This is a genomic window from Methylobacterium litchii (genome assembly GCF_038442315.1).
In the GTDB taxonomy this organism is placed as follows: domain Bacteria; phylum Pseudomonadota; class Alphaproteobacteria; order Rhizobiales; family Beijerinckiaceae; genus Methylobacterium; species Methylobacterium litchii.
On record NZ_JBBXMY010000021.1, the window covers coordinates 31,406 to 58,074 of the forward strand.

Annotated in this window: 30 protein-coding genes, 2 pseudogenes and 1 riboswitch; of the genes and pseudogenes, 20 read left to right on the top strand and 12 right to left on the bottom strand. The window is 63.7% G+C overall.

Annotation, left to right across the window (positions count from 1 at the left end; translation table 11 throughout):
- The first annotated feature begins 74 nt into the window (after positions 1-74).
- Positions 75-605 carry a response regulator transcription factor gene (locus AAHF99_RS24020; RefSeq protein WP_039904502.1) on the top strand — a complete coding sequence of 177 codons (531 nt, stop codon included), beginning with the start codon at positions 75-77 and terminating at the stop codon, positions 603-605.
- Positions 606-839: 234 nt separating this feature from the next.
- On the opposite strand, the gene AAHF99_RS24025 is transcribed toward AAHF99_RS24020, so the two are convergent.
- From AAHF99_RS24025 to AAHF99_RS24040, 4 genes are all read right to left on the bottom strand, one after another.
- Positions 840-3,635 (bottom strand): ABC transporter transmembrane domain-containing protein, encoded by a 2,796-nt coding sequence (locus AAHF99_RS24025; RefSeq protein ID WP_342166895.1) that lies wholly within the window; start codon positions 3,633-3,635, stop codon positions 840-842.
- A 266-nt stretch (positions 3,636-3,901) separates the two neighbouring features.
- Positions 3,902-4,198, bottom strand: coding sequence for a hypothetical protein (locus tag AAHF99_RS24030; protein ID WP_128755108.1), 297 nt, complete (start codon positions 4,196-4,198; stop codon positions 3,902-3,904).
- A gap of 370 nt (positions 4,199-4,568) precedes the next feature.
- The gene (locus tag AAHF99_RS24035; RefSeq protein ID WP_007568961.1) at positions 4,569-4,958 is read right to left on the bottom strand and encodes a type II toxin-antitoxin system VapC family toxin; all 390 of its coding nucleotides are present in this window, start codon (positions 4,956-4,958) and stop codon (positions 4,569-4,571) included.
- A complete protein-coding gene (locus AAHF99_RS24040) occupies positions 4,955-5,197 on the bottom strand; it encodes an AbrB/MazE/SpoVT family DNA-binding domain-containing protein (protein ID WP_043075148.1) in 243 nt (80 codons plus the stop codon). Before AAHF99_RS24040 ends, AAHF99_RS24035 begins: the two co-directional genes overlap by 4 nt.
- Before the next feature lie 265 nt (positions 5,198-5,462).
- On the opposite strand from AAHF99_RS24040, the gene AAHF99_RS24045 reads away from it, so the two are divergent.
- The 11 genes and pseudogenes from AAHF99_RS24045 to AAHF99_RS24090 all read left to right on the top strand — a co-directional run bounded on the left by AAHF99_RS24045 (position 5,463) and on the right by AAHF99_RS24090 (position 11,987).
- Positions 5,463-6,059, top strand: coding sequence for a recombinase family protein (locus tag AAHF99_RS24045; protein ID WP_342166896.1), 597 nt, complete (start codon positions 5,463-5,465; stop codon positions 6,057-6,059).
- A gap of 11 nt (positions 6,060-6,070) precedes the next feature.
- On the top strand, positions 6,071-6,433 hold the full coding sequence (locus tag AAHF99_RS24050) for a VOC family protein (protein ID WP_342166897.1): 363 nt from the start codon (positions 6,071-6,073) through the stop codon (positions 6,431-6,433).
- 203 nt (positions 6,434-6,636) lie between these two features.
- Positions 6,637-6,963, top strand: a pseudogene (locus tag AAHF99_RS24055) (integrase core domain-containing protein); the annotation flags it as partial.
- A gap of 1,014 nt (positions 6,964-7,977) precedes the next feature.
- Positions 7,978-8,148, top strand: coding sequence for a hypothetical protein (locus tag AAHF99_RS24060; protein WP_342166898.1), 171 nt, complete (start codon positions 7,978-7,980; stop codon positions 8,146-8,148).
- 406 nt (positions 8,149-8,554) lie between these two features.
- On the top strand, positions 8,555-8,770 hold the full coding sequence (locus AAHF99_RS24065; protein ID WP_342166899.1) for a hypothetical protein: 216 nt from the start codon (positions 8,555-8,557) through the stop codon (positions 8,768-8,770).
- 197 nt (positions 8,771-8,967) lie between these two features.
- Positions 8,968-9,030: riboswitch (Fluoride riboswitch) on the top strand.
- A 197-nt stretch (positions 9,031-9,227) separates the two neighbouring features.
- The gene (locus tag AAHF99_RS24070; RefSeq protein ID WP_342166900.1) at positions 9,228-9,848 is read left to right on the top strand and encodes a 2,3-bisphosphoglycerate-dependent phosphoglycerate mutase; all 621 of its coding nucleotides are present in this window, start codon (positions 9,228-9,230) and stop codon (positions 9,846-9,848) included.
- A gap of 24 nt (positions 9,849-9,872) precedes the next feature.
- Entirely contained in the window at positions 9,873-10,073 is a 201-nt protein-coding gene (locus tag AAHF99_RS24075; RefSeq protein WP_342166901.1) for a hypothetical protein, read from the top strand.
- Between the two features lie 27 nt (positions 10,074-10,100).
- Positions 10,101-10,343: a hypothetical protein gene (locus AAHF99_RS27220; protein ID WP_412759942.1), complete on the top strand. Its 243-nt coding sequence runs from the start codon at positions 10,101-10,103 to the stop codon at positions 10,341-10,343.
- On the top strand, positions 10,285-10,434 hold the full coding sequence (locus AAHF99_RS24080) for a hypothetical protein (protein WP_342166902.1): 150 nt from the start codon (positions 10,285-10,287) through the stop codon (positions 10,432-10,434). Before AAHF99_RS27220 ends, AAHF99_RS24080 begins: the two co-directional genes overlap by 59 nt.
- The gene (locus AAHF99_RS24085) at positions 10,431-10,769 is read left to right on the top strand and encodes a hypothetical protein (RefSeq protein WP_342166903.1); all 339 of its coding nucleotides are present in this window, start codon (positions 10,431-10,433) and stop codon (positions 10,767-10,769) included. Before AAHF99_RS24080 ends, AAHF99_RS24085 begins: the two co-directional genes overlap by 4 nt.
- Before the next feature lie 138 nt (positions 10,770-10,907).
- A complete protein-coding gene (locus AAHF99_RS24090) occupies positions 10,908-11,987 on the top strand; it encodes a molybdopterin-dependent oxidoreductase (RefSeq protein ID WP_342166904.1) in 1,080 nt (359 codons plus the stop codon).
- Positions 11,988-12,303: 316 nt separating this feature from the next.
- On the opposite strand, the gene AAHF99_RS24095 is transcribed toward AAHF99_RS24090, so the two are convergent.
- Positions 12,304-12,939, bottom strand: a complete 636-nt coding sequence (locus AAHF99_RS24095; RefSeq protein ID WP_342166905.1) for a DsbA family protein — start codon at positions 12,937-12,939, stop codon at positions 12,304-12,306.
- Between the two features lie 216 nt (positions 12,940-13,155).
- On the opposite strand from AAHF99_RS24095, the gene AAHF99_RS24100 reads away from it, so the two are divergent.
- Positions 13,156-13,527 (top strand): hypothetical protein, encoded by a 372-nt coding sequence (locus tag AAHF99_RS24100; RefSeq protein ID WP_342166906.1) that lies wholly within the window; start codon positions 13,156-13,158, stop codon positions 13,525-13,527.
- Here AAHF99_RS24100 and AAHF99_RS24105 read toward each other — a convergent pair.
- A pseudogene (locus AAHF99_RS24105) lies at positions 13,523-14,172 on the bottom strand (helix-turn-helix domain-containing protein); the annotation flags it as partial. The gene AAHF99_RS24100 and the pseudogene AAHF99_RS24105 overlap by 5 nt on opposite strands.
- A 240-nt stretch (positions 14,173-14,412) precedes the next feature.
- Here AAHF99_RS24105 and AAHF99_RS24110 point away from each other — a divergent pair.
- The 3 genes from AAHF99_RS24110 to AAHF99_RS24120 are packed head-to-tail and all read left to right on the top strand — an operon-like array spanning position 14,413 to position 16,252.
- A complete protein-coding gene (locus tag AAHF99_RS24110) occupies positions 14,413-14,994 on the top strand; it encodes a recombinase family protein (protein WP_342166907.1) in 582 nt (193 codons plus the stop codon).
- 5 nt (positions 14,995-14,999) lie between these two features.
- Positions 15,000-15,440: a hypothetical protein gene (locus tag AAHF99_RS24115; protein ID WP_342166908.1), complete on the top strand. Its 441-nt coding sequence runs from the start codon at positions 15,000-15,002 to the stop codon at positions 15,438-15,440.
- Positions 15,441-15,448: 8 nt separating this feature from the next.
- The gene (locus AAHF99_RS24120) at positions 15,449-16,252 is read left to right on the top strand and encodes an AbiU2 domain-containing protein (protein ID WP_342166909.1); all 804 of its coding nucleotides are present in this window, start codon (positions 15,449-15,451) and stop codon (positions 16,250-16,252) included.
- A gap of 93 nt (positions 16,253-16,345) precedes the next feature.
- On the opposite strand, the gene AAHF99_RS24125 is transcribed toward AAHF99_RS24120, so the two are convergent.
- From AAHF99_RS24125 to AAHF99_RS24135, 3 genes are read right to left on the bottom strand one after another with little or no spacing between them, the layout of a single operon-like run.
- The gene (locus tag AAHF99_RS24125; RefSeq protein WP_342166910.1) at positions 16,346-17,743 is read right to left on the bottom strand and encodes a Swt1 family HEPN domain-containing protein; all 1,398 of its coding nucleotides are present in this window, start codon (positions 17,741-17,743) and stop codon (positions 16,346-16,348) included.
- 34 nt (positions 17,744-17,777) lie between these two features.
- Complete coding sequence (locus tag AAHF99_RS24130; protein WP_342166911.1) at positions 17,778-18,095, bottom strand: helix-turn-helix domain-containing transcriptional regulator; 318 nt, start codon at positions 18,093-18,095, stop codon at positions 17,778-17,780.
- Positions 18,095-18,421, bottom strand: a complete 327-nt coding sequence (locus AAHF99_RS24135; RefSeq protein WP_342166912.1) for a type II toxin-antitoxin system RelE/ParE family toxin — start codon at positions 18,419-18,421, stop codon at positions 18,095-18,097. The genes AAHF99_RS24130 and AAHF99_RS24135 overlap by 1 nt, the downstream gene beginning before the upstream one ends.
- A 294-nt stretch (positions 18,422-18,715) precedes the next feature.
- Between AAHF99_RS24135 and AAHF99_RS24140 the strand changes: the two genes are divergently transcribed.
- From AAHF99_RS24140 to AAHF99_RS24155, 4 genes are all read left to right on the top strand, one after another.
- On the top strand, positions 18,716-19,672 hold the full coding sequence (locus AAHF99_RS24140; protein ID WP_342166913.1) for a toll/interleukin-1 receptor domain-containing protein: 957 nt from the start codon (positions 18,716-18,718) through the stop codon (positions 19,670-19,672).
- Between the two features lie 312 nt (positions 19,673-19,984).
- On the top strand, positions 19,985-20,638 hold the full coding sequence (locus AAHF99_RS24145) for a ParA family protein (protein ID WP_342166914.1): 654 nt from the start codon (positions 19,985-19,987) through the stop codon (positions 20,636-20,638).
- Positions 20,613-20,897: a ribbon-helix-helix domain-containing protein gene (locus AAHF99_RS24150; RefSeq protein ID WP_342166915.1), complete on the top strand. Its 285-nt coding sequence runs from the start codon at positions 20,613-20,615 to the stop codon at positions 20,895-20,897. Before AAHF99_RS24145 ends, AAHF99_RS24150 begins: the two co-directional genes overlap by 26 nt.
- A 159-nt stretch (positions 20,898-21,056) precedes the next feature.
- Positions 21,057-22,070, top strand: a complete 1,014-nt coding sequence (locus AAHF99_RS24155; RefSeq protein ID WP_342166916.1) for a hypothetical protein — start codon at positions 21,057-21,059, stop codon at positions 22,068-22,070.
- Positions 22,071-23,308: 1,238 nt separating this feature from the next.
- On the opposite strand, the gene AAHF99_RS24160 is transcribed toward AAHF99_RS24155, so the two are convergent.
- The 3 genes from AAHF99_RS24160 to AAHF99_RS24170 all read right to left on the bottom strand — a co-directional run bounded on the left by AAHF99_RS24160 (position 23,309) and on the right by AAHF99_RS24170 (position 26,658).
- Positions 23,309-23,737 carry a DUF1810 domain-containing protein gene (locus AAHF99_RS24160; protein ID WP_342166917.1) on the bottom strand — a complete coding sequence of 143 codons (429 nt, stop codon included), beginning with the start codon at positions 23,735-23,737 and terminating at the stop codon, positions 23,309-23,311.
- A gap of 254 nt (positions 23,738-23,991) precedes the next feature.
- Positions 23,992-24,749 (bottom strand): IS5 family transposase gene (locus AAHF99_RS24165; RefSeq protein ID WP_342166923.1). Its coding sequence is split into 2 segments (ribosomal slippage): positions 23,992-24,425 and positions 24,425-24,749, totalling 759 coding nucleotides; the frame shifts between segments, so codons are not numbered across the junction.
- A gap of 181 nt (positions 24,750-24,930) precedes the next feature.
- Complete coding sequence (locus tag AAHF99_RS24170) at positions 24,931-26,658, bottom strand: AAA family ATPase (RefSeq protein ID WP_342166918.1); 1,728 nt, start codon at positions 26,656-26,658, stop codon at positions 24,931-24,933.
- Positions 26,659-26,669 lie beyond the last annotated feature (11 nt).

Genomic DNA, 26,669 nt, shown 5'->3' on the forward strand with positions numbered 1-26,669 from the left:
AAGCTGGAGGATTGAACTGGGTGCGTCGGGATAAAGGTTTGGTGGATTGGGTGGGACGAACATCTCGATGCCCGATGGCGGCGCATGAGCGGCCTGGATGCCTCCTGCTCGCTGACGCGGATCCGGTCAGCCGAGAGCAACGAGGGCGGGAGTTGGCCGAACTGGACTACCACGTCTGGGTGGCCTCATCTCTCGGTGAGGCATCCGCGATCATCGCGGCTGAACAGCCACACTTCGCCATCATCGATTACAAGCTGTCGGACGGCAGCGGAGTCAGCCTGATCCCGAGGCTCGTCACAGCAGATCCCGCTGCCCGCATCGTCGTCCTATCGTTCTATGCCACCTTCCAAGGTGCAGTTACCGCCTTACGCATGGGCGCGACCGATTTCCTGGCTCGGCCAGCGGCAACCGCCGAGATCGATGCGATCCTGCGCAAACTACCGGACGGATGTAGGCTCAGCGGTGCGCCGGACAGCTCGCTGGAAGCTGTCACCCGACGCCACGCTCAGGAAATCTTGCGCGTCATGGCCGATGACATCTGCGCCACAGCGCGTGTGCTGGGCATCGACACCCGTACGCTACGAAAACTGCTCGTGCGTGCCTAGCCGTCGATACTTCAAAACGTGACCGGGCCTTTGATCTGTAAGGTTCGCCGGCTCTTCGGCTGGATACCGATAGGGCTGGTACCGATGGCGAAGTCTGGACAAAGGAGCGGCGGCTGCAATATCCCTCCGCCTCGGCAGTTCGGATGTCATCGCCGACGACGTCGCACGATGGCCCACCCTGCTTGTCCTGGCCACGCCAAGCGACGCGAAGGCCTGCTCTTCCAGCCATACGCGTCAGGCCAGTACCACAGGAGAGGATGCTTGCGCGATGTGCACAGCACCGGATCGTTCTACCGTGACCTGGACCGGCAATAGAGCCGCTTCCTCGGCTGTGTCCGTCACGACCAGAAGACTCTCAGGCGCGAGCGGGCCCGACGTGAGCGCCTCGATCACGCCTGCACAGTCCTCAAGGTGCCGCAGCGTGCCGTCCAGAACGAGGAGATCTGGCTGGCGCAGGACGGCACGGGCAAGCTCGATCGACGCTTGCTGCCGCACCGTGAGGAGCCGGCCACGGTTTCCGACGCCGTAGTCGAGCCCGCGGACCCGCACGTCGCCTTCAAGCCCGAAGTGCCGCACGGCGGCTCGGACGTGCTCTTGGATGTCGACTTCGGCGTTCATCTGCGTCGTGTCGATGCGTCCGAACAGGAGATTGTCCAGCATCGAGCTGCGCATATTGATGCGGCCCGGATCGAACGGCGCGATATCGGGCTTGCCTCCCGAATGCAGCCGCGTCTGGAGCGGTCCGCGTGCACCCACGATCCGCCGGCACAACGGTCTGTCCAGCAGCCCGAGCCGGTGGGACGGCTCGATATAGGACAGTGCGAGGGTGAGGAAGACGTCGTCGCCGGGCCTATCGGGAAGCGCGCGATCTCCGAGAACGGCGAGACGTCGCTCGATCTCGGGTAGAGCCTCTTGGTCGATCACTGGGAGGCAACGGAACAGGGCATGTCCCGGCGGAAGGCCCCGGGAGATCTCGACGAGCGTGCGAGCGACCGCTACGCCAAGACGGTCGAGGTCTCTGAGCAGGCCATGTTCCGCCAGCACAGCGCGGAAGCGCGGCTCCGACGCGAGGCGTTGGCCAACGAGGGCTGGATCTGTAGGCACGCCGAACAGGAGGTTCTCCGCAACTGTCGCGCGCTGGTTGTATTCCTCCAGCTCGAACGGCAGGACGAGATCAGTCTTGCCGGTGGCGACGAGCCGGCGGTGCAGGTGCCGGCGCGCCGCAATCATGCGCTCGCCCAAAGGCGTACCCTCGCAGCGCGAGGTCGCGGTCAGGCCGAACCGGTAGAGATCCTCATCCATGCCGAGTCGGGAAAGCAGATCCAGCATCCGCAGGTCGAGCGCGCGGGTGTCAGACGCACCGAGCGCGGCAAGGTCGACCCATTGCGTGTCCACTGGGTCTGGGGAGTTGCCCGCGCGATGCGCCTCGAACAGGGGCCGAGTGTCCTCCAGGTCCGACTGTGGGGCTGTGCGCAGTCCATAGACGAGGTTGTCACGGATGGTGCCGGGGAACAGGACCGGATCGCGGCCGGCGTAACCGATGCGCCGCGCTCGTGCGGCACGCCCGGCCGTTACAAGGTTGAGGGCGCCGATGGAGACCGCCCCGGCCACAGGTGATTGCAGCCCGGCAAGTGCGCGTGCGAACTGGTGCGCGAGGCCGGTCCCGGGCGAGTGAAGCCCGACTTGCGCCGGCAGGGCGATGTGCAGGTCCGCGATCGTCACCGACCGACCCTCCTTCGGGTCACGCAGGACGAGCCCATCCGACGTCACGGCGCGGGTTTGGTCCTGCGGCAGATCCGATCGAGTCGCATCGGCCAGCCGCAGGCGCTGTGCACCAAAATGTGCGGCGATCGCCTCGTACTTCACCTCAACGTCCAGGCGCTGCTGGTCCCAGTCGATCAGTCCCTTCAGGGGAGGAGGCAAATCGCGGTAAGCTGCCAAAACCGCGACCAGCTGGCCGATGCTGAGCTCGCCCTTAAGGGCGAGCAGGCCGCCGACGGCATAGAACAGGAACGGTGTCACCTGTGCGAGCAGGTTGTTGAGGTACTTGATCGCAAACTTGCGCCGATAGATCTGCAGGCGCAGGTCATAGAGCCCATGGAGCCGGCCGCTGATCTCGGCTCTCTCCCAGCGGACGCTGTCATTGACCGTCACGGCATCGAGCCCGTCCAGCACCTCCGCGACACGGCCGGCGAGGTTGCGAGACTCGATCTGACGCTGACGACTGAGGCGTAGGATCGCGTGCCTGAGCCGAGGAATGACGGCTATCTGCACGCCGGCTATCGCGCCGGCGGCCAGTCCGAGCCACACGTTCTGCATCAGAATGAAGGCCAGCGCAGTCGCGGCGTGCGTGCCGAGTTGGGCGGGCACCACGATCGCGTCGCCGATGAAGGAGCCGATCGGCTCGACCTCGTCGCGGATGATGGTCGCGGTCTCAGAGGATTTCACCTCGCGCTGGGTTTCAGGGGTAAAGCGCAACATCAGCGAGAACAGCTGGAAGCGTAGGCGGCGCAGCATCCGCTCACCCAAAACCCCCTTCTGCAGGTTGATCCGGAACTTGAAGGCACCGTTGATCAGGACGAGGATGAGGAACAGCCCGGACAACCAGAGCAACAGTCCCTGGCGGTCGGCGTGGAAGCCATTGAAAATCTCGGTCCAACCGCCACCGAGGAAGGCAGGCCACGCGATCTCGAAATTCAGGAACGGCGCGGTCGCCTCGCCGTGGGCGAACGCCTTGCCGATGATCGCGTCGTTGACGATGCGCTTGGGCAGGTCGAGGGAGGCGAAGTAGAACGGCACCGAGGCCAGGACGACCATGCAGATGGCAAGTTGGTCGCGCTTCGAGTGGCGCCAGATGTACGGGAACAGCCGCGGCTCCAGGCCTGGTGTCGGGGCGTCCCTGTCTCGGTCGGGGGACCACTCACCACCCGGCGGACGAGCATTCGTCTTCTCCTGTGCCACCGTAGCACCGCCGCGGCAATGCGGACGATCCTGTTCGGTGACCGGGGGCAAAAACGCGTCTTGGATCAAGGGGGGCTCCACTCTGGCGTTCTCCACCATCGTCGAGCTTGAAAGTTCGATCCAACGGAACCTCTCGATGTTTCCGTTCTGTAAAAACGATCGGTCTTCTGGGAGGCGCTTCCTCGTCGATGTCGCCCGTGAAAGTCGCCGTGCGGGGCGCTCTGAAGCATGGCACGATTACTGAACTGTCAAGTCTTAGCTGTAAGAACCGCCGTGGCCTTGCTGTCGAGCATAAGGAGGCTTCGCCGGGATGCACTCTGTATAAGACCCTGCGGCTAATGTCTCGCTGTGCTCGGCGGATCGACGAAGAACATTGTATTGACCGCGCGCACGGCGACAGCGGCACGGTTCAACTCGGGTTCCACGGCAGTGCAGAAGCCATCGGCCTTGGCGATCCTGCGTTGGTTCGACGAACGGAGCGCAGCTTCGCGAAGCCGCATCCCCTTGGCTTGGAGGCGTTCAATTTCGGCCGATACCGCGGTACTCCATGCCGCGACCTCCGCAGGCGTGCTGAGTGTCGCGGCAGCATCCGTAAGGCGCGCGAGGTGATGGGCGGGATTGGTGGAGGGCATCGTTAATCGGCCTGAGATCTACAAGTGCGTGCTCCCGAAAATCAAGACGCCAGCCTTTACGCTCCGGGGACACCGCACGCCAGCCAATGCCGGGCAAAGCACGAACAAATTCCACTCGCGAGAGATCCTTGCCGAGCGTACGACAGGGCCGCATCCCGGAATATATGCTCGAGCCAAACCGTGTGCCGGAACCATGTCCGCATCTCGACAAACAAGGAGCGGGTCGGGCGGAATTTGAAACAATGTCATTTCTTTCAGGAAAACTCGTAAGCGTTTCTATTCTTGAACAAACATCATCCTCGCACGGGTCTGACCGACTCACCGATGACATTCGGGGGCCCATATTCGTTTTGTCGATTTAAAAAGGCTCTCAGCGGATCATCTCGACGACAACATCGGCGGCCTCGGCGATCGTCGTCCAACGCCGTTCGGCGGTAAGGGCAGGCCGATCTTCCTGCTTGGCAAGGGCCAGACAATATCGGTCCCCGAGTGACAGACCACCCTCGACAGTGAGAGGGCGCAGCATGCCGGCCTCGTACGACAGCGCGGCATCGACGGTGACCCACCGGATCGGCAAGGGGCGTAACAACGCGTCGATCTCCGCGCGCGCCGCGCCGAGCTTGGCGTAGTGGCTGACGACTTCGGCCAGATTGACGGTCGTCATGACCGAGCCGTCGAGCGCGGCTTTCACCCGATCCGCTCCCGGCTCCCCTAGCAAGAGCGCGAGTAGTGCGGACGCGTCGAGGACGACGCCCGTCATTCGGCTTCAGCCTCACGAGCGCGATCCGCGAGGAAATCCGCCACGGTCGCGCCTGCCGTGTCACCGACCAGTCTACGGCTCAAGGCCTGCGCCCGGGCGACGACCTGATCGAGGGTCCGGAGCACGATGGCGTCGCCCATATCCTCGACGATGACCTCACCGCCACGAGCAAGACCATGCCGCTTGCGTAAATCGGCCGGCAAGCTCACGCGCCCGTCAGGCATCACCCTCGCTTTCATGGGACGTCTCCATCGTGTGCCATGGGCATAAGCATACGCCATAAGCCTCGATCCATGCCAGGACGAACTTTGAATGTCAGTTACGCAAGAAGCTGGCTCCCCTGAGCTGCATCGTGGTTCCCCCTTTGTGTCCGCAAGGGGATCGGTGAGCGGACGCGCGGCCGATCCATCCCCGTAGGCTCGATCCGCCTTCGCAGTCCGAGTCTCAATCGACTGGTACGATAAAAATTGCGGTGAGGGGACCCTGTACGTTACAGTCCCGCTCATGACGCATGTGCTGATCGGCTACGCCCGCTGTTCGACCGACAAGCAGGACCTCGCCGCCCAGCGTCAGGCGCTGGTCCAGCTCGGAGTGGCGGCCGATCGCATCTACACCGATAAGGGCTTCACCGGGACGAACCGAGCCCGCCCCGGCCTCGACCAGGCGCTGGCCGCGGTCCGGAGCGGCGACACCCTGGTGGTGCCCAAGCTCGACCGGCTCGCCCGATCGGTGCCGGACGCGCGCGCAATCGGCGACGCGCTCGCGGCGCGGGGTGTGAAGCTCCAGCTCGGCGCCAGCGTGCACGACCCCACCGACCCAATGGGCAAGCTGTTCTTCAACATCCTGGCGACGTTTGCCGAGTTCGAGGCGGACCTGATCCGGCTGCGCACGCGCGAGGGCATGGCAGTGGCCCGCGCCAAGGGAAAGCTGCGGGGCAAGAAGCCCAAGCTCTCCGATCGCCAGCAGAAGGAACTGCGCCGGATGTACGACACCGGCGACTACGCGATCAGCGACCTGGCCGAGCTGTTCTCGATCTCCCGGCCGACGGTCTATCGCACCCTGGAGCGCCAGCCCGCCACGCCCGCGATCATTGCCGCCTGAACGGAGGCACCATGAGGATCGAAGGATTGCACCACGTCCAGCTCGCGATGCCGCCCGGGCAGGAACAGATGGCGCGCGACTTCTACGAGGGCGTGCTCGATATCCCCGAGGTGGCCAAGCCACCCCGTCTCGCGAAGCGGGGAGGCTGCTGGTTCGAGCGGGGCGCTTTGCGGGTCCATCTCGGCGTCGAACGGGAGTTCCGCCCGGCCCGGAAGGCTCATCCTGCCCTGTCGGTCATCGATCTGGCCGCACTGGTGCAGCGGTTGGAGCGAGCGGGGTACCCTGTCGTCGAGGACGAGCCGCTGCCTGGATACCAGCGCCGCTATGTCGACGATCCCTTCGGCAACCGCATCGAACTCATCGAGCCGGATTGAGGCATGCTGGAGTGCCAGAAAGCGCTGATAATCAGTGCCAAATAGCAATCAAGGTCACACCGGGGAGGGGTCCGACTAGCTTGTAAGGAAAACGTTCGTTTTTCGTACGTCCGCGCGCCGGCTGCCGAATGACCGAGGTGGGTGGTTTTCCGCCCGTCTGCTTCCGGGCGGCGGCCTACTGGGCGACCCAGGATCGGCCGCGCATCTACCGCTGGCACTCGTTCGATTGGGCGTGCGAGCAGACGAAGATCGAGCATCGCCTGACCAAACCGCGCTGCCCGTGGACGAACGGTCAAGTTGAGCGGATGAACCGAACCATCAAGGACGCCACGGTCAAGCGCTACAATTACGCTAACCACGACGAACTCCGGCAGCACCTGCAGCTCTTTGTGGATGCCTACAACTACGGTCGCCAGCGCAAGACCCTGCGCGGCCTCACGCCCTACGAGTTCATCTGCCAGACCTGGACAAAAGAGCCCGAACGCTTCAGGCTCGATCCGTCACACCACATGCCGGGACCGAACATCTAGGAGAACGAGGCCACTGCCAAGCGGTAGGCCGATAGCTACGCCCACGCCGAACTCTTCGCTGAACCCCGTCAGCCAATATTTGAGGCCAGCTAATCCAAGCCCAAATCCAGTAATAGCGACGGACGCGAATAAGGTTTGGTTCGGTTTGGACATAGGGCCTCGGCGGTAGCTAGCTCAGAACGGCGATCCGCTGCATCTTGATAGCCGTTCCTCCTGAGCGTAGCCCCGGCGCTTCCTATGAACGATTGCCGCAGCATGGAGCAAACACGGCCCATGAGGGTTGCAACTCGTACGAAAGACACGTTTAGGTAAGGTCAAGCTCTCGCGCCTATAACGTCGACAGCGACCTATTAGGGAAGGATACGTCGATGCACTGGACCGCCGTTTTCCTGGCAGGCTACGCCACCTGCTTCGTGGAAATCTGGCGGCTTTGCGATCAAGCCCCTGTTGCTCCTGAGGATTATTCCGGCGACCTTTAGAGATCTCTTGTACGTCGTCCCAGTTCGGCGCCTGCCTTGTTGAAGCAAGGGCCTTTCCCTGGTTCTTTTCCGTAGCGCACGTGATGACGATGCGGTGCATCTCCTTCGCTCAGCTTGCTCCAATCAGCGGTTGGCCCATGGATCGTTCGGGCCATCTCACACGCTGTATGGGCGGACCAAACCACGATGGAGGCGCCTACCTGCTCGTGCTCGCTACGGCTGGCGTTGCCGCTCAGCCGTACGACGATAGGCGACCGCCACCGCCCGACGAGGATTACGACCGACCGCCCCCGCCACCTCATCGTTTCCAGCCCCCGCCGCCGGACCTCGATGACGATAGGCCCCCGCCCCATCATCACCGGAGGCCCCCGCCGCCGGATGACGATGACGATGATGGACCGCCCCCGCCACCGCCGGGGCGGCTCTAAGGCCAAACGGAGGCACAGGCTGTTCGCTTTTTGTGCCGCTGTGGTCGCTGGGTGGCAGCTGCAGCCCAGCGGCTGGGGTATGGTCAGGCGTCCTCAAGGCGCCTCCCATGCCGATCCCCCTCCCCACGCCTCACCGGCTCGCCCTTCTCGGGCTTCTCCTCGCTAGCCTTGTGCTGCTGGCGGATGGCGCAGCTCGGGTCGAACTCGCCCGTGCGGTGAATGCCTCGCTGGGCGATGGCGCCCGCGTAATTGCTCACATCGCCGTAGCAGACGACTGAGCGGCATCCGTGCGCGCTCTCGCAATCATCGTTAGCCTTGCAGCCGTTGAGCCACTTGCGGCTCTCGCGGCTGCACCGGGTGATCTACAGGCGCTTGAGCAGGCGTGGCATAGCTGCATCCGTGATGCTTCCACTCACCAGCCGGCGGGGCAGAGCCGCGCCGGAAACGAGCGCAACGCCTTGGATGAGTGCAGGGAACGTGAGGATGCCTACGTGGCGGCCTCTATGGCAGCTCGCTCGGCTGATGCCGTGCCACAAAACAGTCGGTCACGGACATGGGTGTCCTACGTAGGCTTCGTGCTCGATCCAGTCAAAGCCTGGATCGAAGCGCTGCGGCGCTGACCTGCACAGTAGGAACGGGCGCGTTCGGCCATGTGTTGGCTCCTGCACAGATAGGAGACACGCCATGCCCCGGATTGTGATTGCAGCCTCAGCCCTGGCTCTCAGCGCTCTGGTCGGGACTGCTCCTGCACAGGCTAAGGGCTGCCTGAAGGGTGCAGTCGTTGGCGGCGTTGCCGGTCATATGGCCGGGCACGGCAAAGCCGGGGCTGCGGCCGGATGCGCCGTGGGACATCACAAGGCCAACAAGGCAAGCAAGAGCGGTGGGCAAGGGCAGCAGTAAAGAACTGCGGGGGCCTTCGCCTACGACACGGCCGACAACACCGGCGCCAACCTCACGGCCTTCTGCCAGCGGTACCACATGAACCATGACCGGCCGGAGCATATGCGGCGGCGGCGGTGGACCTTATGCCGGCGGAAAGCATCGGGGGATCTGTATGCGGACCACCACTTGATCGGCCCTCCGGCATCACCATCTACCAAAGTGATGGGGATGGAGCTCCCCGACAACCGCCCGTGAGGGCTGATGGCTCCTGTCACGGAGGGTGCGTCGGCGCCCGCGCGTGGCGGGGGCTTGGAGCACCACCGGCCGCGTAGCGGACTCTTCGTCACCCTCGCGAGTGCGAGTGGGGCGATACTGTGAACTTCCTAATTGTATTCCTCGTTGTGGGCGCTGGCGGCCTCACTGGGCTCGTGGCGGGACTGGCGCTTGCACGCGCCGCCTTGGCCGGGGACCTGTTGTGAATGTCGCCCGCACCCTCTTGCTCGTCCGGCACGGAGAGAGCGAGGCCAACGCAGCCGGCGAGTTCACCGGCACCCGCGACGTACCGCTGACAGCGCGCGGGCGCGAGCAGGCGCGGGCCGCGGGGCGGCGCCTGCTAGAACATGGCCTCTACCCCGACGCCGCGTTCTGCTCGACCCGCTCGCGCACCGCTGAGACCGCGGGGCTGATCCTCGACGCGCTCGGTCGCCCTGGCCTCGCGGTCGAGTGCGCTGCCGCGCTGGATGAGCGCGACTATGGCGCGCTCACCGGCCTCACCCATGTCGAGGCGGAGGTGCGCTGGGGCGCGGATCAGGTCAGGGTGTGGCGCCGCTCCTATGCGACCGCTCCCCCGGGAGGCGAGAGCATTCGGGACACCTTGGCGCGCGTGGCGCCTTACCACCTCACCCGCGTTCTGCCGGCGGCGATGCGCGGGACCGCCCTCGTCGTCGCCCACGGTAATTCGCTGCGCGCCCTCGTGGCCGGCATCGAGGCTCTGCACGCCGACGCCATCGCGCGTCTGGAGCTGCCGACTGGCTCGGTGCGCGTCTACCGCTTCGCCCCGGACGCCTCGGTCGAGGCGCGCGAGGTCGTGACCTGAACCGCTACCCACGGAGTCCCCACCATGAGCTCGATATCGCAGCCTCCGCAGCACGACCCCGACCCGGAACTGGAAGACATCCGCGGACTCGGAGTCGTCGAAGGCCAGCACCACAGGGCGGCGGGCCCATTCGGTGGGTCGGGAAGATCGATAGGTCTCGTCTGGCTGATCCCGGCCGCGATCCTCGTCGTCGCCTTGGTCGCGCTGTTCCTCGTGATGCGCTGAGACCCTCGATCCAATGCGGAGCACGCCATGAGCACGGGCACAACCATCCACAGCCTCGACGCCCTTGAGATCCTCGACTCACGCGGCCACCCGACGCTTCAGGTGCGCGTCACTCTCGACGGAGGCGTCACTGCAACGGCCAGCGTGCCAGCTGGGCGAGACCACCGACGCGTTCATTGCCGATTTCGCAGTGGCGATGGGTTGCGGCCAGATGAAGTCCGACGCGCCCTGCCGGGGCGAGCGGCTGGCAAAGTACAACCGCCTCCTTGATATCGAGGCCGAACTTGGCCCCCGCGCCCGGTTCGAGAACCCTTTCGGACGCCACGGCCGACATCAGTCGGCGAACAGGAGTGAGCCATGAGCAAGAGCACCCGCGAGACCCTCTATCCCGGGACGCGTCTCAGCGCGAAGGTCACCCCACGCGACAACTGTCCGGACAGCTCGGAACCCGAGCAGCCGAACTATCCCCTAATCGAGGCGCTGCGTGCAGCTCGCGAACAGGGCTACGACGCGATCACCGCCGTCGAGCGTTACAATCCAGACTTCTCTATCGACCTTTCCCGCTGCCATATCGAGGCGGAGGCGGAGGCGCTGCTGGAGCGCTGGTACGCGCGGCGTGTCGCGGTTCTCGACGACACGCGTGAGACGCTCAGGCGCCTTTGGCGGGAGCATCAGGAGGTGGCATCCGCCCCATGAGCGACCGGCCCAATCATTGAGCATGGGCGTGTCTCCGGACCGCATGAGCGGCGTCGCCGTGAGGTCGTACCCGGAACGTTACGAGGCCGGACGCGGATTGATACGTTGAATCCCTGGATGCTGAGAGAGGAGAACCCCATGACGAGCTTGGCCGAGCGCAAGACGCGCCTGATCGTTCACGGGGAGACGCCCTACAACGCCGAGCCGCCGCTGGACCGCCTGCGTGCCGCCTACCGGACCGCAGCCGACGACTTCTACGTGCGCTCGCACGGCGATCTGCCGGAGATCGAAGCGGACGGCTACCGCTTCACCGTCGACGGGGCGGGTTCGACCGCGTTGAAGCTGTCGCTACACGACCTGCAATCGCGCTTCCCGCAGGTCACCGTCACCGCCACGATGCAGTGTGCCGGCAACCGCCGCGCGGACATGCGGGCGGTTGCCCCGGTCTCCGGCGACCCGTGGGACGGCGGCGCGATCGGCACCGCCGACTGGACTGGGGTCCGGTTGGGTGATGTGCTGCGCGAGGCCGGGATCGACGCCGGTGCAGACCTGCACGTCGCCTTCGAGAGCCACGATACGGTCGAGGGGCATCCCTACGGGGCCTCGATCCCACTCGCCAAGGCGCTCGCACCAGAGACCCTGCTCGCCTACGCGATGAACGGCGCGCCTCTCCTGCCCGAGCACGGCTTCCCGCTGCGCGCCGTCGTGCCGGGATTTGCCGGGGTGCGCAGCCCGAAATGGCTGAAGCGCATCACTGTGCAGGACCATCCGTCGGACAACCCGATCCAGGCCGGCGACTACAAGCTGTTCCCATCCGACGTGACCGCGGAGACGGCAGACCCGGCTGAGGGGCACACGATTAACACGATGCCTCTCAACGCGGTGATCTGCGAGCCGTCGCGGGGTACGAGCCTGAAAGCCGGGTCAAACAGCATCAAGGGCTACGCCATCTGCGGAGATCGCGCCGTGGTCCGGGTCGACGTCTCGGGGGACGGCGGCCGGACATGGGCGCGGGCCGCGTTGGAACACGATACACGGGCGCCGTTCGCCTGGACGTTCTGGACGATCGACCTGGACTTGCCCGCGGGCGAGCATGAGCTGGCGGTGCGCGCCTGGGACGAGGCCGGACAAACCCAGCCCGCGGCTCCCGACGACACCTGGAACTACAAGGGCTATCTCAGCGCCGCGTGGCACCGCACGCGGGTAAGCGTGGTCTGAACTTTCAGACCTGCCATAGCGTGACCGCCGCCAGCCCTGCGACCGCGGCGAGGAGCAGGGCGATGCCGAGTGTCAGCACACGAGGCATCAGCCGGGCCTCGGCGGTTGCCACGATTACGGTAGGTCACGACAAGGACGGTAGTTGACGGCAAGAGTACGGTAGCAACGAGGGTATCACACCACACGCACTGAGCCATTCAGCTAGTAGAATTGATAGACGCGACCCGAAAGCAATAATGGGCTGCCAATGCGTCATGTGCAGCCATGACTATTGAAAAAACTTGCATAACCAGAATATATACTGATTGTATAATTTTTATTTTGAAATTAAGGGATCAACCACTTGAGATAAAGTTTCTATCGGCATGTCTCCCTTCAGGCGACGGCCATTTACAAAGAATGTCGGAGTGGAGTCAATCTGTAGAACTTCCGCACCTTTATTTTTGACTACATTGATTGCATCGTAGATTTCTTGGTTTCTCAAGCAATTATCGAACTGCTGCTGCTCGATCCCGGCTTGCTGCATCAGCATCCGCAGCTTATCGACGGGATGTTCGGTGAATGCCCAGTCAGCTTGGCGCTCAAACAGCAAGTCAGTGATCGGGTAGTAGCGCGTTTTCCCCGCGCATCGGGCCTGCATGAAGGCAGCCGTTGCCAGCGGGCCGATTGGAAACTCGCGCAGGGTGAAACGAACCTTGCCGGTATCGACATAGCGCTCTTTGAGAGCGGGCCATGTCTTTGTGTGAAATGTGGCGCAGTGTGAGCAGGGCATCGAGGCATACTCGATGATCGTCACTGGCGCATCCTTATCTCCAAGCCATACGTCACCAAGCGGACCCGCTTCAGCGAGTACGTCGGGAGAGATATTCTGCGCCAAGGCTTGCTTTACAAAATTAGCACGAGCGACAGCGGCCCCCACAGCCACATACAGAACTCGGCGGCGTGTGATCATTAGAGGATCAGCAGTCCTGAGATAAAGCGCGGCTGGTACAAGCTAAAGAGCTGAGCGACAAGGGCTCGTGTGATCCGATGCATTATCTCGGCAGCATTCTACCTCCCGAAGCGTGGCCCCGGCGCGTCGCCCAGCGACTACGGGCGACCCCTCATCCGTTGCCAGAGATTGAGCCCCATGCGAGAGGCGATCTAGTCGCCACGCTTCAGTCCCGCCATGCCGATCCGGCGCGAGCACCGCTTCTTCTACCCCATCGACTGGCCGCAGCTGTCGGCGGTGATCCGCTTTCGACGCGCCAAGGGCCGCTGTGAGGGCTGCGGGCGACCGCATGGGGAAACCGTCTGGCACCTTGGCGATGGCCGCTGGTGGGACGCGCAGGTCGGTTCCTGGCGCGACGGGAAGGGGCAGGCCGTCTGCCTTGCGGTTGGAGAGGACGACGTTCTCAGATCCGTACGGACGACGCGGGTGGTCCTGGCGACCGGCCACCGCAACCACGACACCGCCGACAACCGGGACGTGAACCTCATAGCGGTCTGCCAGCGGTGCCACATGAACCACGACCGGCCGGAGCATCCGCGGCGGCGGTGAAGCGTACCGCCAGTTCACGCGGGCTGAGTTCAGGCTGCTCCAAGGCCAGGGCCACGATCTGCTCGCGGATCTCCGCAGGGAGACGGTTCCAGACCCGGCTCGGCCGCGAGGGATGGTCGCTCAACGCCTCGGGGCCGCCGCGCTGGTAAGCGTCGTACCACCGGTAGAACGTCGAGCGGGTGATGCCGAGCTTGCCCAGGGTGGCGCGCACCGGCAGATGGGATTGCTCAACGAGCCGGATGATCTCCAGCTTCTCGGGGGCCGGGTACCTCATGCCTCGTCGCCCCCAGCCCCGCTCATGCTTTTTTTGAGCAGACGGTTCTCCAGGACGAGATCAGCCACGACCTCCTTCAGCGCCCCCGCTTCGCGACGAAGATCCCGCACCTCATCCGTGGTGGCAGCACGAGCCGTGTCGCCGGACAGGCGCTTCTTGCCAGCCTCCAGGAAATCCTTGGACTAGCCGTAGTACATCGAGGTGGCGATCCCCTCACGTCGGCACAACTCGGCGATGCTGTCCTCGCCACGCAAGCCTTCCAGCACCACGCGGATCTTCTCCTCGGACGAGAACTGCCGACGTGTGGCCCGACGGATGTCCTTGATCACCGCTTCTGCCGGCTTCTTGGCCAGTCCAGATGTCTGCTTCATCTTCGCTCCTCAGGGGCTACGATGAACCAGCCATCCTCCGTTCGTGAAGACCCCCAATCTGTCCCACAGGTGCTGACGTCGGACAATTCGGTAGCTCGCCCGACCATGTCCGGAAAACGACCGTTTTCCTTACACAACGGCCGGGGCACTCACCGGCACGCCGAAACGGCCGCGTTTGTGTAAGGAAAATATGACAGGAAAACTATTGCTAGAAAAACGTCCTTGTGGGACTATCCTGACATGCTTGTCGGCTACGCGCGTGTGTCCACCCTTGACCAGAACCTGGACCTGCAGCGCGATGCCCTGCTGAAGGCCGGCTGCGAAAAGATCTTCGAGGAGAAAAAGAGCGGCAAGGCCGGCACCAAGCGGCCCGAGTTTGAGGCCGCCCTCGCCTACCTGCGCCCGACCGATCAGCTGGTGGTCTGGAAGCTCGACCGTCTCGGCCGCTCCCTTGTCGAGATGATGCGCACGATCGACGGGCTGCGGTTGAAGGAGATCCACTTCCGCAGCCTGACCGAGCAGTTCGACAGCGCGACCGCCCACGGCCGCTTTGCCCTGCAGATGCACGGCGCCATGGCCGAGTATTTTCTCGACCTTAACCGTGAGCGGACGATGGAAGGTCTGAAGGCTGCCGTTGCCCGTGGGCGCAAGGGTGGCCGGCGCAAGGCGCTGTCCGAAGGGGATCTGGAGGTGGGGCGTGCCCTGCTCGCCGCCGGCAACATCTCGATCGCCGAGATCGCTAAGCGCCTCGGAGTCAGCCGGATGACCTTCTACACCTATTTCCCCCAGGCGCGGATGCGCAGCCAGGCGGCGAAAGGCTAAGCCCGATGCCGATCCGCCCGGAGAACCGCTTCTTCTACCCGATCGACTGGGTGCAGCTTTCCCAGGTGATCCGCTTCAAGCGCGCCAAGGGATGTTGCGAGGGCTGCGGCCGCCCGCATGGCCAACTGGTCTGCCACCTAGGCGACGGCCGCTGGTGGGACGCGGCCGCCCAGACCTGGCGCAGCGGCAGGGGCCGCAAGCTGAAGCTGGCGCCCCCGGAGGCTCTGCCGGCTGACGCGAAGCGCTATACGACCCGGGTGTACCTGGCCTGCGCCCATCTGGATCATGACCCAGGCAACAACGCGCCGGTCAACCTCAAGGCACTCTGCCAACGCTGCCACATCCTGCATGACCGGGACGAGCATCAGCGCCAGCGCTGGGTCACCTATCGGGTGCGCAAGGCCGTCGGCGACCTGTTCCTTGGACCTTACCCGTTCCGGTACTGAGCGGACCTATGAAAACACCAAAATCTTTTGCAGGCGCTATCCCCGATCAGGATCGTCTCACGACGGCCAAAGAGCGGGCGGACCATTTAGTTGATCATATTGCGAGCCTGTTCACGATGCACGAAGCCAATCGCTTCGTGATTTACAGTGACGTTCTCGCCAAACAGATCCCACCTTCTTACGCAGCACACGCCTTCAATCAGTTTCAGCAAAGCATGCATTTATTTGAGTTGGTGCGGCTCTGCGCCTTGTGGGATAAGCCCGCTAAAGATCGGGAAAGTATCCCGACCATTATGGCGCTGATTGATAAGACCGAGATCGTCGAAAGCCTTATTGCGAGCACTCACCGCTATTATGCCAATGAGGTTACAGCGGCTTACCTCAATCCTTCAACGGACCCTCAACACCATGCGGCCTATCAAGCATGGTGGGATGAGGAACGGAAGCGACGGGCTGATGAGGAAGCGGCGAAAGTTCGAACTTGGCTGATCGAGGCTAGAACGCAGGCTGATACCATACAGGCATCACCTGAATTGGCTGCCTTGCGCAACTTTCGAGATAGCTACATCGCCCATAACCTAAGGTTGCCCGAGCCATCGCTAAATAGCCCAGCGACGGTTCATCAAGTTAAATACGGTGATGAGACTAAGCTGCTAGATCAAACCATTAAAATTGCAGATAATCTTCACTTGGCGCTAAATGGGACCAGTTTTGACTGGGATGGGTCGCGAGAGATCGCCGAAAACAATGCCCGAGATCTATGGGAGGCATGCCAATTCGTAGGCATCGGCCGGATGCGCCGCCAGAGCTGACAATCTGCGGTATGCCGCTTACGGCATGCCGCAAGCTGTGGCGTGGCTTTCGCCGCTGCGGAGCCCCCCGCTTCGTTGTGATCTAATGGCGTCCTAATGCCGCCGCATAATTTGGTTGGTCAGTCGCCGAAGCTCTGCAAACAGGTATAGCTCGTCGTCCTGAGTGATGATCCTGGCGTGCATAACTTCAATGCGAGGAACTGCCAAACGCTGCATTGACTCGCGGAAATGCTCCTCTTTGTTAAAAAAGGTAGAGAACACTTCCTTGAAATTGTCTCGCTTGCAGATAATTAGCTCATAATCGGTAAAATCAGAGTAGATAATAATCTTACTGTGCCGATCGCGGTTCGGGTCCTTTTTCTGCTTTTCGAGCCATCTGTCCAGCATGTTGTTTGGAAGGCGACGCTCAGGCCACTTCTCGCCGAAAGCCACTGTCATCTGTTCGTCAATAAATCGACGCAGCTGCGTTTCAAAGCGCTGCAGCCAGTTGTGAGCCTGGTTATTACGGAGGAACCCGGCCTCAAGCTCTAGCTCTTCGCTGCCGACAACCGGCAAACCATATAGCGCGACCAGAGGTGGCGGATCGGTCCGGATTTCGGTGACGTCAAGGCTGTCCTCGAACGCGTCCTCCGGTAGATCAGTCAGATCGCGATTGAGCCCACGCTCGATGTAAAATTCGGTACGGACCGACAGTTCGCTCAACGTTGTGACATCGCGAGTTATCGGATCTCGCCAGTCGCCCAAGCTTGCTCTAAGTGCTCCAGCCACTTCGTCTGAATAAGCCATGGGCAGGCGGATAGCCCGGCCTAGGCTCTCTAGCTCGGCAAATCGCGCCAGTGAGGCTGCAGCGTTGGTAGCTTCGATCCAGGGGGTACGGATAGCCTCTGCGGCGCGGACGGTGCGCTCGAAATCGACGCCAAGCAGACGGCTTGTCGGAAAGAGATGTGATGGATCAATCCCTTTGAATTGGGCGGCTAAGGCACCTGCAGCGGGCATCGTAAAACGTTCCGGGTCAGCCGCTCGCAATGCCGTAACTTCCACGGCTCGAAATCCGAGTTGAGCGATGGTCGGGGGCTGAATTTGAGCCTGTAGCCGCTCAAGACTTTTGGCCGAAGCCATAAATCCTGACGTTATCCTATTATGCTCCTCCATAATCCTCGTCAGCCCGGCGGATGGTCTGAGCGCAGAAGCGATATCAAAGCCAGGAACAAGACGCGCTTTACTGAGCATATCTGGAGTGGCCGACAATTGAGCCAGCGCGCGGCTGACCGAAACCGGAGCCTCAACTAAAGCACGATGACGCTCCGCCACCTTCTGCATGTCCCGAGCGACAGAACCAAAGGCTCCCTCAGCTTTTGCACGATAGCTGGCGAGATCCTCGACCATACGCGCGGTCGCCGGAAGCTTGCTCAAATCCGCAGCTTTAAGGTCGCTCAACTTCACAGGTCGATCCTCATCCGCAGTCTGCTTCGGCTTTTGATCGTCCGCCATGGCCTTTCCCGACGTTGGTCTGCTTGATCGTCTTTTAATGACCGACAGCCACAGCCAGGTGCACACCCGCCGCCTTTTGAACCGTGCTCAGGACGCTGAACAGGTTGCTGGCTGTGGGATTGCCGGTCGGGCTGAGCATGCGCATCAGGCTTTTGGACGAGGAGCCGGTCTCTGCAGCCAGGCGTTCAAAGCCGATGGTCGCGTTGATGTAGTCGCGGAGGACCGCCTTGCCGGTGTCGAGGTCGCCCGCCAGAAACTGGTCGACCGCCTCGGTCAGCAGGGCGTCACGGAACGCCGGGTCGCACCCGGCACGCGCCTTCACGGTGTCCTTGAAGCTGCGGGTCAGGGCCATTACCCCTCCTCCTTCTTGCGTCGTTTGTACTCTGCCCAGTGCGCCTGCGCCTCGGCGATGTCATCCTGCTGCCGGCGCTTGGTGCCGCCACAAAGCAGGATGATCAGCGTGTCCCCGTCTCGGCCGAAATACAGCCGGTAGCCGGGACCCCAGTCGATCCGGAACTCCTGGACCCCTTCTCCGACCGCCTTGGCGTTCGCGAGATTGCCGAGCTCCATCCGCGTCAGCGCCACCGTGACCTTGGCCGCCGCCTGGGCGTCCAGATCATCGAACCAGCTGGCGAACGGGCTCCCTCCGCGGGCGTCCTGAAACTCCCTGATCTCCATTCAATATAGTACCGTATATGTTACCAATCAAGCCCGCTCTGACAGGCTGCTGGCTCTTCGGTACACCGGAGCGGCTTAGCGAGTCCCTGCCGTTGCCTGCCGGAACGGCAGGTTTCTGCGGATACGGTCACGTTACTGCATGCCGTTCACGGTTTGCGGTAAGCCGTTCGCCGTAAACGGTGACGTTGAACAAAGATGGAACGAACGCTCCGCCTGGCCATTGGTCTGCTGAGCTGCCAAGGCCGCCAAAGGGAGAGCAGCGAAAGCCGATCACGTCTGGAGGCGCTGTCCCCGATGCCGAACAACGCCTTCATCTCCTACGCCCACGCCGATGAGAAGCGCCTGGAGCGCCTGCACAAGCACCTCGTCATGCTGCGGCGCGACGGCAGCCTGCAGGCCTGGTCGGATCATGCGATCATCCCTGGTGACAACGTCGGCCAGACGATCAGTGCGGCGCTGGCTCAGAGCAGCCTGTTCATCGCGCTGGTCAGCCCGGACTACCTGGCCTCGAACTACTGCTACGAAAAGGAATTCCAGCGGGCGCTGCAGCTGCAGGCGGAAGGCCGCCTGCGCATCGTGGCCGTGATCCTTGAACCGTGCGACTGGCTCAACTCGCCGTTTAGCGAGATCCTCGTCCTGCCTAAGGACGGCAAGCCGGTTTCGGATTGGACCAACGAGAACACCGCCTACCTCAACGCCGTTGAGGGGATCCGTAGGGCGCTCGCCGCATCCCCCTCCCCGGCACCCGGGGCGGCCACTGACGATCCCGGTGCGACGGCAGCCGGCACGGCCCGCCGTGTGCGGGTCAAGCAGCAGTTCGATGCGATCCAGAAGGCCGAGTATGCCGAGGCCGCCTTCCGGACGATCCAGACCTATTTCCAGAATGCCTGCGCCGAGCTGCATGAGGCCAGCGACCAGATCCGCGCGCGGTTCGAGTCTATGGGCCCGAACGCGTTCACCTGCACGGTGGTCAACCGAGCCCTGATGCGCAACGGCGAGGCGCACATTACGGTCCGGCAGGCGCGCGGCGGTCGCATGCAGGTCGGTGAACTGTCTTTCTTCTACCAGCCGCATGCCGAGGCTGGTACGTCGAACGGCTGGATGAGCGTCGAGGCAGACGACTACAACCTGTTCCTGAACGCCATGATCGACGGGCTAGGACGCTCGCGCGACGAGAAGGTTACGCCGGAGCAGGCTGCCGAACGGCTCTGGAACAACTTCGTCACCCAGGCCGGGATCGAGTACGAGTAGAGTTGCCGCTTACGGTATGCGGCATGCCGCAGCCACGGCGGCCGAGGCCGCCGGCATCGATTGTTCTCGCCTGAGCCAACAACATATTGTTCTTACAGCGTTACCGTAAGCCGTTTACGGCAAATGGCGAGATCATCGCGATGCGGGCGTTCTCTCCTATCGGCGCTGAGATGAGCTAGCGTTACCGCGGGCTTTGCCGTAAACGGCATGCCGCTTGCCGTGTGCCGCATAGGGCAGACCGCTTGCCGCATACCGCGTGCAGTTTGCTGTTAACCGCTTGCCGTTTAGGCTCGCCCCCGAAAGGATGCCGCCATGAACGTCATCGCATTTGTCACCCAGAAGGGCGGCACCGGAAAAAGCAGCCTGGCCGTCTCCCTGGCCGTCGCGGCCGAGGAGCGGGGGCTCAAAACCTCGATCATCGACCTCGACCCGCAGGGCACCGCCAAGAACTGGTACGAGCGGCGCGAAAGCACCGGCGGCCCGGAGGTCAACACCATCCAGGCCAGCCAGCTCGACGCCGCCATAGGGATCCTCAGGAAGCAGGGGGTCCAGCTCGTGATCATCGACACGCCCGGCGTCGACACCCCGGCTGCCACCGCCGCGATCCAGGTTGCCAATCTGTGCCTGATCCCGGCTCGGCCGAGCATCGCCGACATCGAGGCCGCCGCGCCGACCGTGCGCAGCATCACCCGCCTCGGCAAACCGTTCTCCTACGTCCTCAACCAGTGTCCGCCGGGTCGTTCGATCCGCACCAGCGACGCCTTCCGCGTCCTGCAGCTGTCCGGCGCAGTGGCGAGCACGCCGCTCGCGATGCGCGCCGACCACATGGACGCGCTGGCGACAGGGCAGGGGGTCACCGAACGCGACACCACCAGCAAGGCCGCCACCGAGGTGCGCGAGCTGCTGCAGTGGGCGCTCAACCGCATGGAAGGAAAACAGCATGGCCAAGAAACCCGCGTCGCTTGAAATCGCCCTTGGCGGTCACAGCCAGCCCGCCGCGACCGATACCGCCGAGGTCGTGCAGCACCCGTCCGCCGCAGCCGCCCGTCCGGGCAAGCCGCAGGAGGCCAAGCTCACGGTCTACGTGCCACCGGCGGCCAGCAAGCGCCTGCGCCTGATGTGCATCGAGCACGACCGCGACTTGAATAGCTACCTGCGCGAAGGCCTCGACATGGTCCTGGCCAAGTACGGCCAACCGTCGCTCGCCGAGTTTTCCGAGAAGTAATCTGACCCCTTGCGGTTTGCGGTAAACCGTAAGCCGTAAACGGCTGGCGTTGCCGACCGGCTGCATACGGGCTGCTGCAACAGTGAGCAGAAATTTGGGGCTGCTGTTCCCGAATTTTGGTGCCACTGTTCCCGTCATGCCCTAGCTTGAGTCGCAGCCATGACCACCGGACGCCCGCTCACGCCTGAAGAACAGCAGCGCCTCGCGCGCCGCGAGCGGACGCTCAAGAACCGGCGCGGCCGACGCAACCCGGCGGTGATGCCGGACCGCCTGGCGCGGACCTCGGCCTTCGTGCCGCGCAAGGTCAACCTGATCACTGACAGCAACTTCACCCGCGTCTACGAGGTGCCAGGCTACTCGGTGGTGGAGGTGAGGGGGCGCGAGCTGGGCAGCCAGCACCGCGATGCGATTTATGCCTTGTTTCGCCTCAAGCGCGAAAAGGTCTCCATGCCCAACCCGGACTACCGGCCGGGCACGTTCATTCCGCCCATGCGGACCTACTACGAGACGCGCACGAGCTGGCGTGAGCTGATCCGCGTGATGGGCCGCACCGAGCACGTAAACAACCTCCTGAGCCTCGTGCACGTGTTCCAGGAGATCCAGCAGGTCAGTGTGCTGATCCACGAGGGCCGTTCCCTCGACGAGCTCGACAAGATCAAGAAGACCCGCTCGATCGGTGCTCTGCCGGATAGCCGCGGCAGCGCGGCGCCGCTGATCACCGAGGTCAGCTGGGAGGGGGCGCAGCTCGATAGCAGCGTCACGGTCCGTTACGGCCCGAGCGTGCTACAGATGATCGAAAAGGCCCACCTGGTCAGCATCAACGCCGACGTGCAGTTCCGCCTCAAGGGCGACCACGCCAAGACGTTCTGGCCGTTCATCGACAGCCAGCCGGCCTTCGCCTGGATCGACGAGGAGCGCCTCGCCCAGCTCGCCGGCCGGGATCTCTGGTCGGACAAGGAGAGCAGCGCGACCCGCGCCCAGTTCCGGAAGGACTGCCGGCAGGCCTTCAACGACATGGTCGCTGCCGGTGGCCTGAAGGAGTGGCGTGAGGAGATCACCGGCTCGGGCTGGAAGAAGTCGCGCCGCTACCACTACACCCATGCTGCGCCGACCCAGCTGGAGATGGATTTGGCCAAGGCTGCCGGGCAAGCGGCAGCGCAGCTGACTGCCTAAGCGTCTGAAAACCTTTGCTACAAACCGGAAGTGCAGCCCCAAATTCCGGGGTAGCTCAGCACACGCACTCGGCCGCCACGGTGTTCATGCGCCCCGCTAAGCCGTTGCAAACATTGACACTGGACCGGAAAGCTAGCCCCAGAATTAGCCCGCAGGCCGATATCGTCTGCCCTGATATGGCAGGGGCCACTCTGCTAAGTGGCTGTGCTTGCTGGGATCAGGCCGGAAAGCTGGCCCCAAATTCGGCCCCGATCGATCTGCTGGAGACCGCTTTTGGGCCGGTTCGGAACACCTGAGCGTGCGAAACGGCATGTGGGAACAGCGGCCCCAAATTTCCGCAGAAATCCGCCGTTGGCGCGCACGCTCAAGCGCGGCCGTCGGGCTGTGGATAACACGAGGTGCCACCGGAAGTGCAGCCCCAAATTTACGGAAGTGCGGCCCCAAATTCGGGAAGTGCAGCCCCAAATTATCGGAATCCTGGCCCCAAATTTAGGGTCTAACCCACTGCGTCAGCACAGGAATTTTTATAAAGACTTCTTATATAGATATCTTAAAGAGACCTAAAGAGACGCAGGCCTGTGCAACGGCCGGATTCTGCAGGATCGTTGCACAGGCCCGTGAACAGCCTGTGCATCTCCGGTTCTATTTGTGCCTGCAGAAATCCCGCCCCTTTTCCGTTCGCGAAAACCCGCTCCCCCACCCAATGCGGAAGCCGCCGCAGGCGGCTTGCTTCAAAATGGTGGTCGCCTCACGGCGACCAAAGATGGGCTCTCCGAATGTGTGAGTGGCAAAATCCACCTGCGCGGCCTCAGGAAGCGTTTCGGGCGGCAAAACCGACAGCGTGACGGCAAAGGCTCCGAAAACCGCTGACAGCCTTCCTGAGAGGCTTTGTCACCGCGCTGCGCGCGGTGGAGTGATGAGGCAGTCGCGCTGCGACTGCGAATCCCGCGGGCGAGGGGAATCCGATCGACTGGATGACCTTGGCCAGCGGTGCGCCCGGGATGAATCTGGGGCTGGCTTTCCCGCGGCGGCCGGTGGTCGCGTGTTGGCGCTCGATTGGCCTACGCCCGAGGTGAGATCGGGCGTTGTGCGGCTGTCCGGGGGCCGGAAAACCGGGAAATCTGGGGCCGGTGTTCCCGCGAAAGCCCCGGCTGACGGCCAATTTGGCGCCGGTTTTCCCATCCAATCAATGTCATGGTGCCGTATGCGGTAAACGGTTTGCGGCATGCAGTGATGCGTTAGATCAGAGCGAGCAAGGCGAGAGGCCGCGGATCCTGCGCACCCCCGTAGTACCGTTCCAGAGCCTGCCGGAATGCGGGCTGCTCCGGATCAGCCAGCGCAAACAGCGTCATGCTCGACCGGAATTTCATATCATCGGGCGTGCCGAACACCTGGTGCGCGGTCCGGCCGGTCACCGCATTGACCGCCGCGGTGCAGGCCTGCAGGCGCTTACCCAGCACCGGGTGCTGGAGGTAGGCGTGTGCCTCATCAAGGGACCCGATCGCATAGCGCTCCGCCATCGCGCTGGACCCCAGACCCGCGAGCTGGGGAAAGATGAACCACATCCAGTGGCTGCGCTTGTGGCCCGCCTTGAGCTCCTGCAGGGCCAGCTCATAGACCCCGTGCTGCGCATCAACGAACCGCATGAGGTCAAAAGGATCTGGCATCCCGGCATAACGTCGCCAGCCAGCCGTGGGTCCGCTGCATGCGGTTTACCGTATGCCGTAAACGGTGACAGCCACCCCGTTGTCCAGATGGCTGCCGATCCTTTCACGGTCATCGCCATCCCTGGCTGTACCGTGGGAGCATGCTGATACACAAAACCGATCCCTTCGAGAAAATCCTAGCGGGGGTCCGGGGCCGGTAATGAGGCCCCCGCGTGCGCAGCACGCCATGAAGGTCCGCGCTTTAGGTCGCGGACTCATAAAGCTCGGAGCCAGACGCGCAGGGATGCGAGCTTGACGCTGGCGAGGAAGTTGTTGGGGTCCTTGTCATAGCGGGTGGCGACGGCGCGGAAGTGCTTGATCTTACTGAAGAAGCGCTCGACCAAGTTGCGGTACTTGTACAGGAACGGGCTGAAGGCCAGCACCTTCTTGCGGTTGGGCATCGGCCTGACGTTCGCCCACGCGCCCTGCTCCGCCATCCGGGCGCGTAACGCGTCGCTGTCGTAGGCTCGGTCGCCCAGCAGGATCTGGCCAGCGCCCAGCCCGCCCAGCATGTCGGTCGCCGAACGCCCGTCATGGGCTTGGCCTTCCGTGATCTTGAGGGCCACGGGACGGCCCTTGGCATCCACCAGCGCGTGGATCTTGCTCGTCAGGCCGCCGCGCGAGCGACCCATGCCACCGGATCGGCCGTCTTTTTTTGGGCGCAGGCGGCATGCTGGTGCACCCGTACGCTGGTGGCGTCGATCATCTGCAGGTAGCCCTCGTAAGCCTCTGACACGGCGTCCAGAAGCCGATCCCAGATGCCGCGCTTGCGCCAGCGCCGGAAGCGGTTGCCGCAGGTAGTATGCGGGCCGTAGCGCGCCGGGATGTCGGCCCAGGGTGCGCCTGTGCGCAGCCGCCAGAAGATCCCGTTCAGAACCCGCCGGTCATCCACCCGCTCCTTGCCGCGCACGTCCGTCGGCAGCAGAGGCTCGATCACCGCCCACTCCGCATCCGTCAGGTCAAACCGCGCCAGCCAGGCTCCTCCTGCTCACAGGGCTAACGATGGAGCAGGTCAACCGTGCCAGTCGTTATGGGTTCACGACCTAAAGCTGCAGATCGCGCGCGTCGCGAATTGCACGGACGCTCCTGTTTCCTGGTCCGACACGCGAGGGTATCAGGCGGCGTCTCCCGACACCGCCATCGGAGATGGATGGTCAGTGCCGCAGGCTCAACGCCTCGCGCGCCGTCACGACGGCCTCGACGAGCCGGCTGAGTCGCCGGATCGAGCCGCCCCGCCAGCCCCGGCGAACCACGTCGACCTCCTCGCCGTCGAGGGCCGCCACGAGGCGTGGATCCAGCCCACGGCTCTCGGCGATCCCGGCCAGAACCGGAGGGATCAGCCGCTCGAGGTCCTGGATCCGCGGCGCCGGCATCGCCAGCACCCGCAACCTGTCGCGCAGGGGGCCGGGCAACGGATCCACCGAATTTGCGGTGGCGATCCAGCTGATGTGCGAGAGGTCGACCTCGGTCTGGAAAGCTGGGTCGGGATAAGACTTGGCGGTCTCATCCTCCAGAAGCGGCAGTATGGCGTCCCAAAGGCGGCCATGATCGCTCCTCGTCGCCGCCTTCTCGAGTTCGTCGACGAGGAGGAGCGGGTTGGCGATGCCGAAGCGCGTGATGGCCAGGATTGGATGCGCGGGCTCGGCCGTCGCCCAGCGGCGATCCGTGCCACCAATGCAAGCACCGCTGTCCCGGGTGGCATCGATCCGCCACAACCCCACGGCGAGATGATGCGCCAGGCGGGCGGCCAGTCGGCTCTTGCCGGCGCCGGGGGGGCCTAGGAGAAGGGTCGGACGGAAGCCGATGTCTCCCCGGCCGACGAGGTCGACGAGAAGGCGATCGATCGTATCGATCGCATGGGGGAACTCGAAGGCGAGCCTCGCGCGCAGCCTCACGAGATCCGGGACCGGCGCGAGGGGGATCGGGCGTCCGATGACATCTTCGTAGCCCCGCGTTACGCTCATCTTGCGATCGGAACCGGTGTCCTTGACCTCCGAGACGACGAGGACGTGTCCCTTGGGGACGGATCGGGGTGTGGTTTCAGCCGGGGGGACCGGATGCCGGGAGGAGGCGGCCGCTGCGGCCTTCAACTCGCGAAGGCTTCCTTCGCTGCGCTTGAGCGCCTTCTCGGCCGTGCGCCGCCGACGCCGCTCCGCCAGTTCGGCACTATCGGCGATGGACTGGGTCAACCGCGCGCCAAAACGGCTTAGACCGGGCACCAGCAGGCCCCCGGTCATGAACTCGCAATCCCCGCCGCGGCTGAGAACGGCCGCCGCGGCGACAGCGCCGCTGGCGCTGCCCTTGAGGATCAGAAGCGCCTCCCCGAGCGCCTCGTTCCAGGCCTCGAGCAGCATCCGCCGCGCTTCCGATCGGGGCACGAGGTCATCGTCATCGACCTCAGGGCCGTGCGCGAGCCCCAGACCGATCACCGTTTGTGCTTCCGCGATCGCCGGCAGCTGGAGGGTGAGATCCGGCAGCGCTTCGAACTCGAGCCAAAGGGGCAGAGCCAGACGGGCCGCCGCCTCTGCATCATCCACCGTACAGGACAGCACGACCACGATGTCGGCCAGGGTCCGTGCGGCCGGTCGATCCCACGCGGCCGCATAGCGGTCGAGGAACTGCGTCAGGGCCAGACGGGCGGGAACGGGGCTGGGGTCGCCCTGAAGCGGATCGGCATCGGCACTCGAGCTCCATGCCAGAGCCAGGGGGGCGGCCTCAGGCACGAGCGCGATGATGTCGCGGACCAGGGTCTGCCGCGCGGCCGGGATCCGCAGGGCGGTATCGAGGCAGGTGCGCAGGCATCGGGGAAAGAGGGATAGGACCAGGCGCCGCGCCGCCTCGGTGTCGATCCGGGGGAGGTGCGATGTCGATGAAAATGCCACGATGTCCTCCC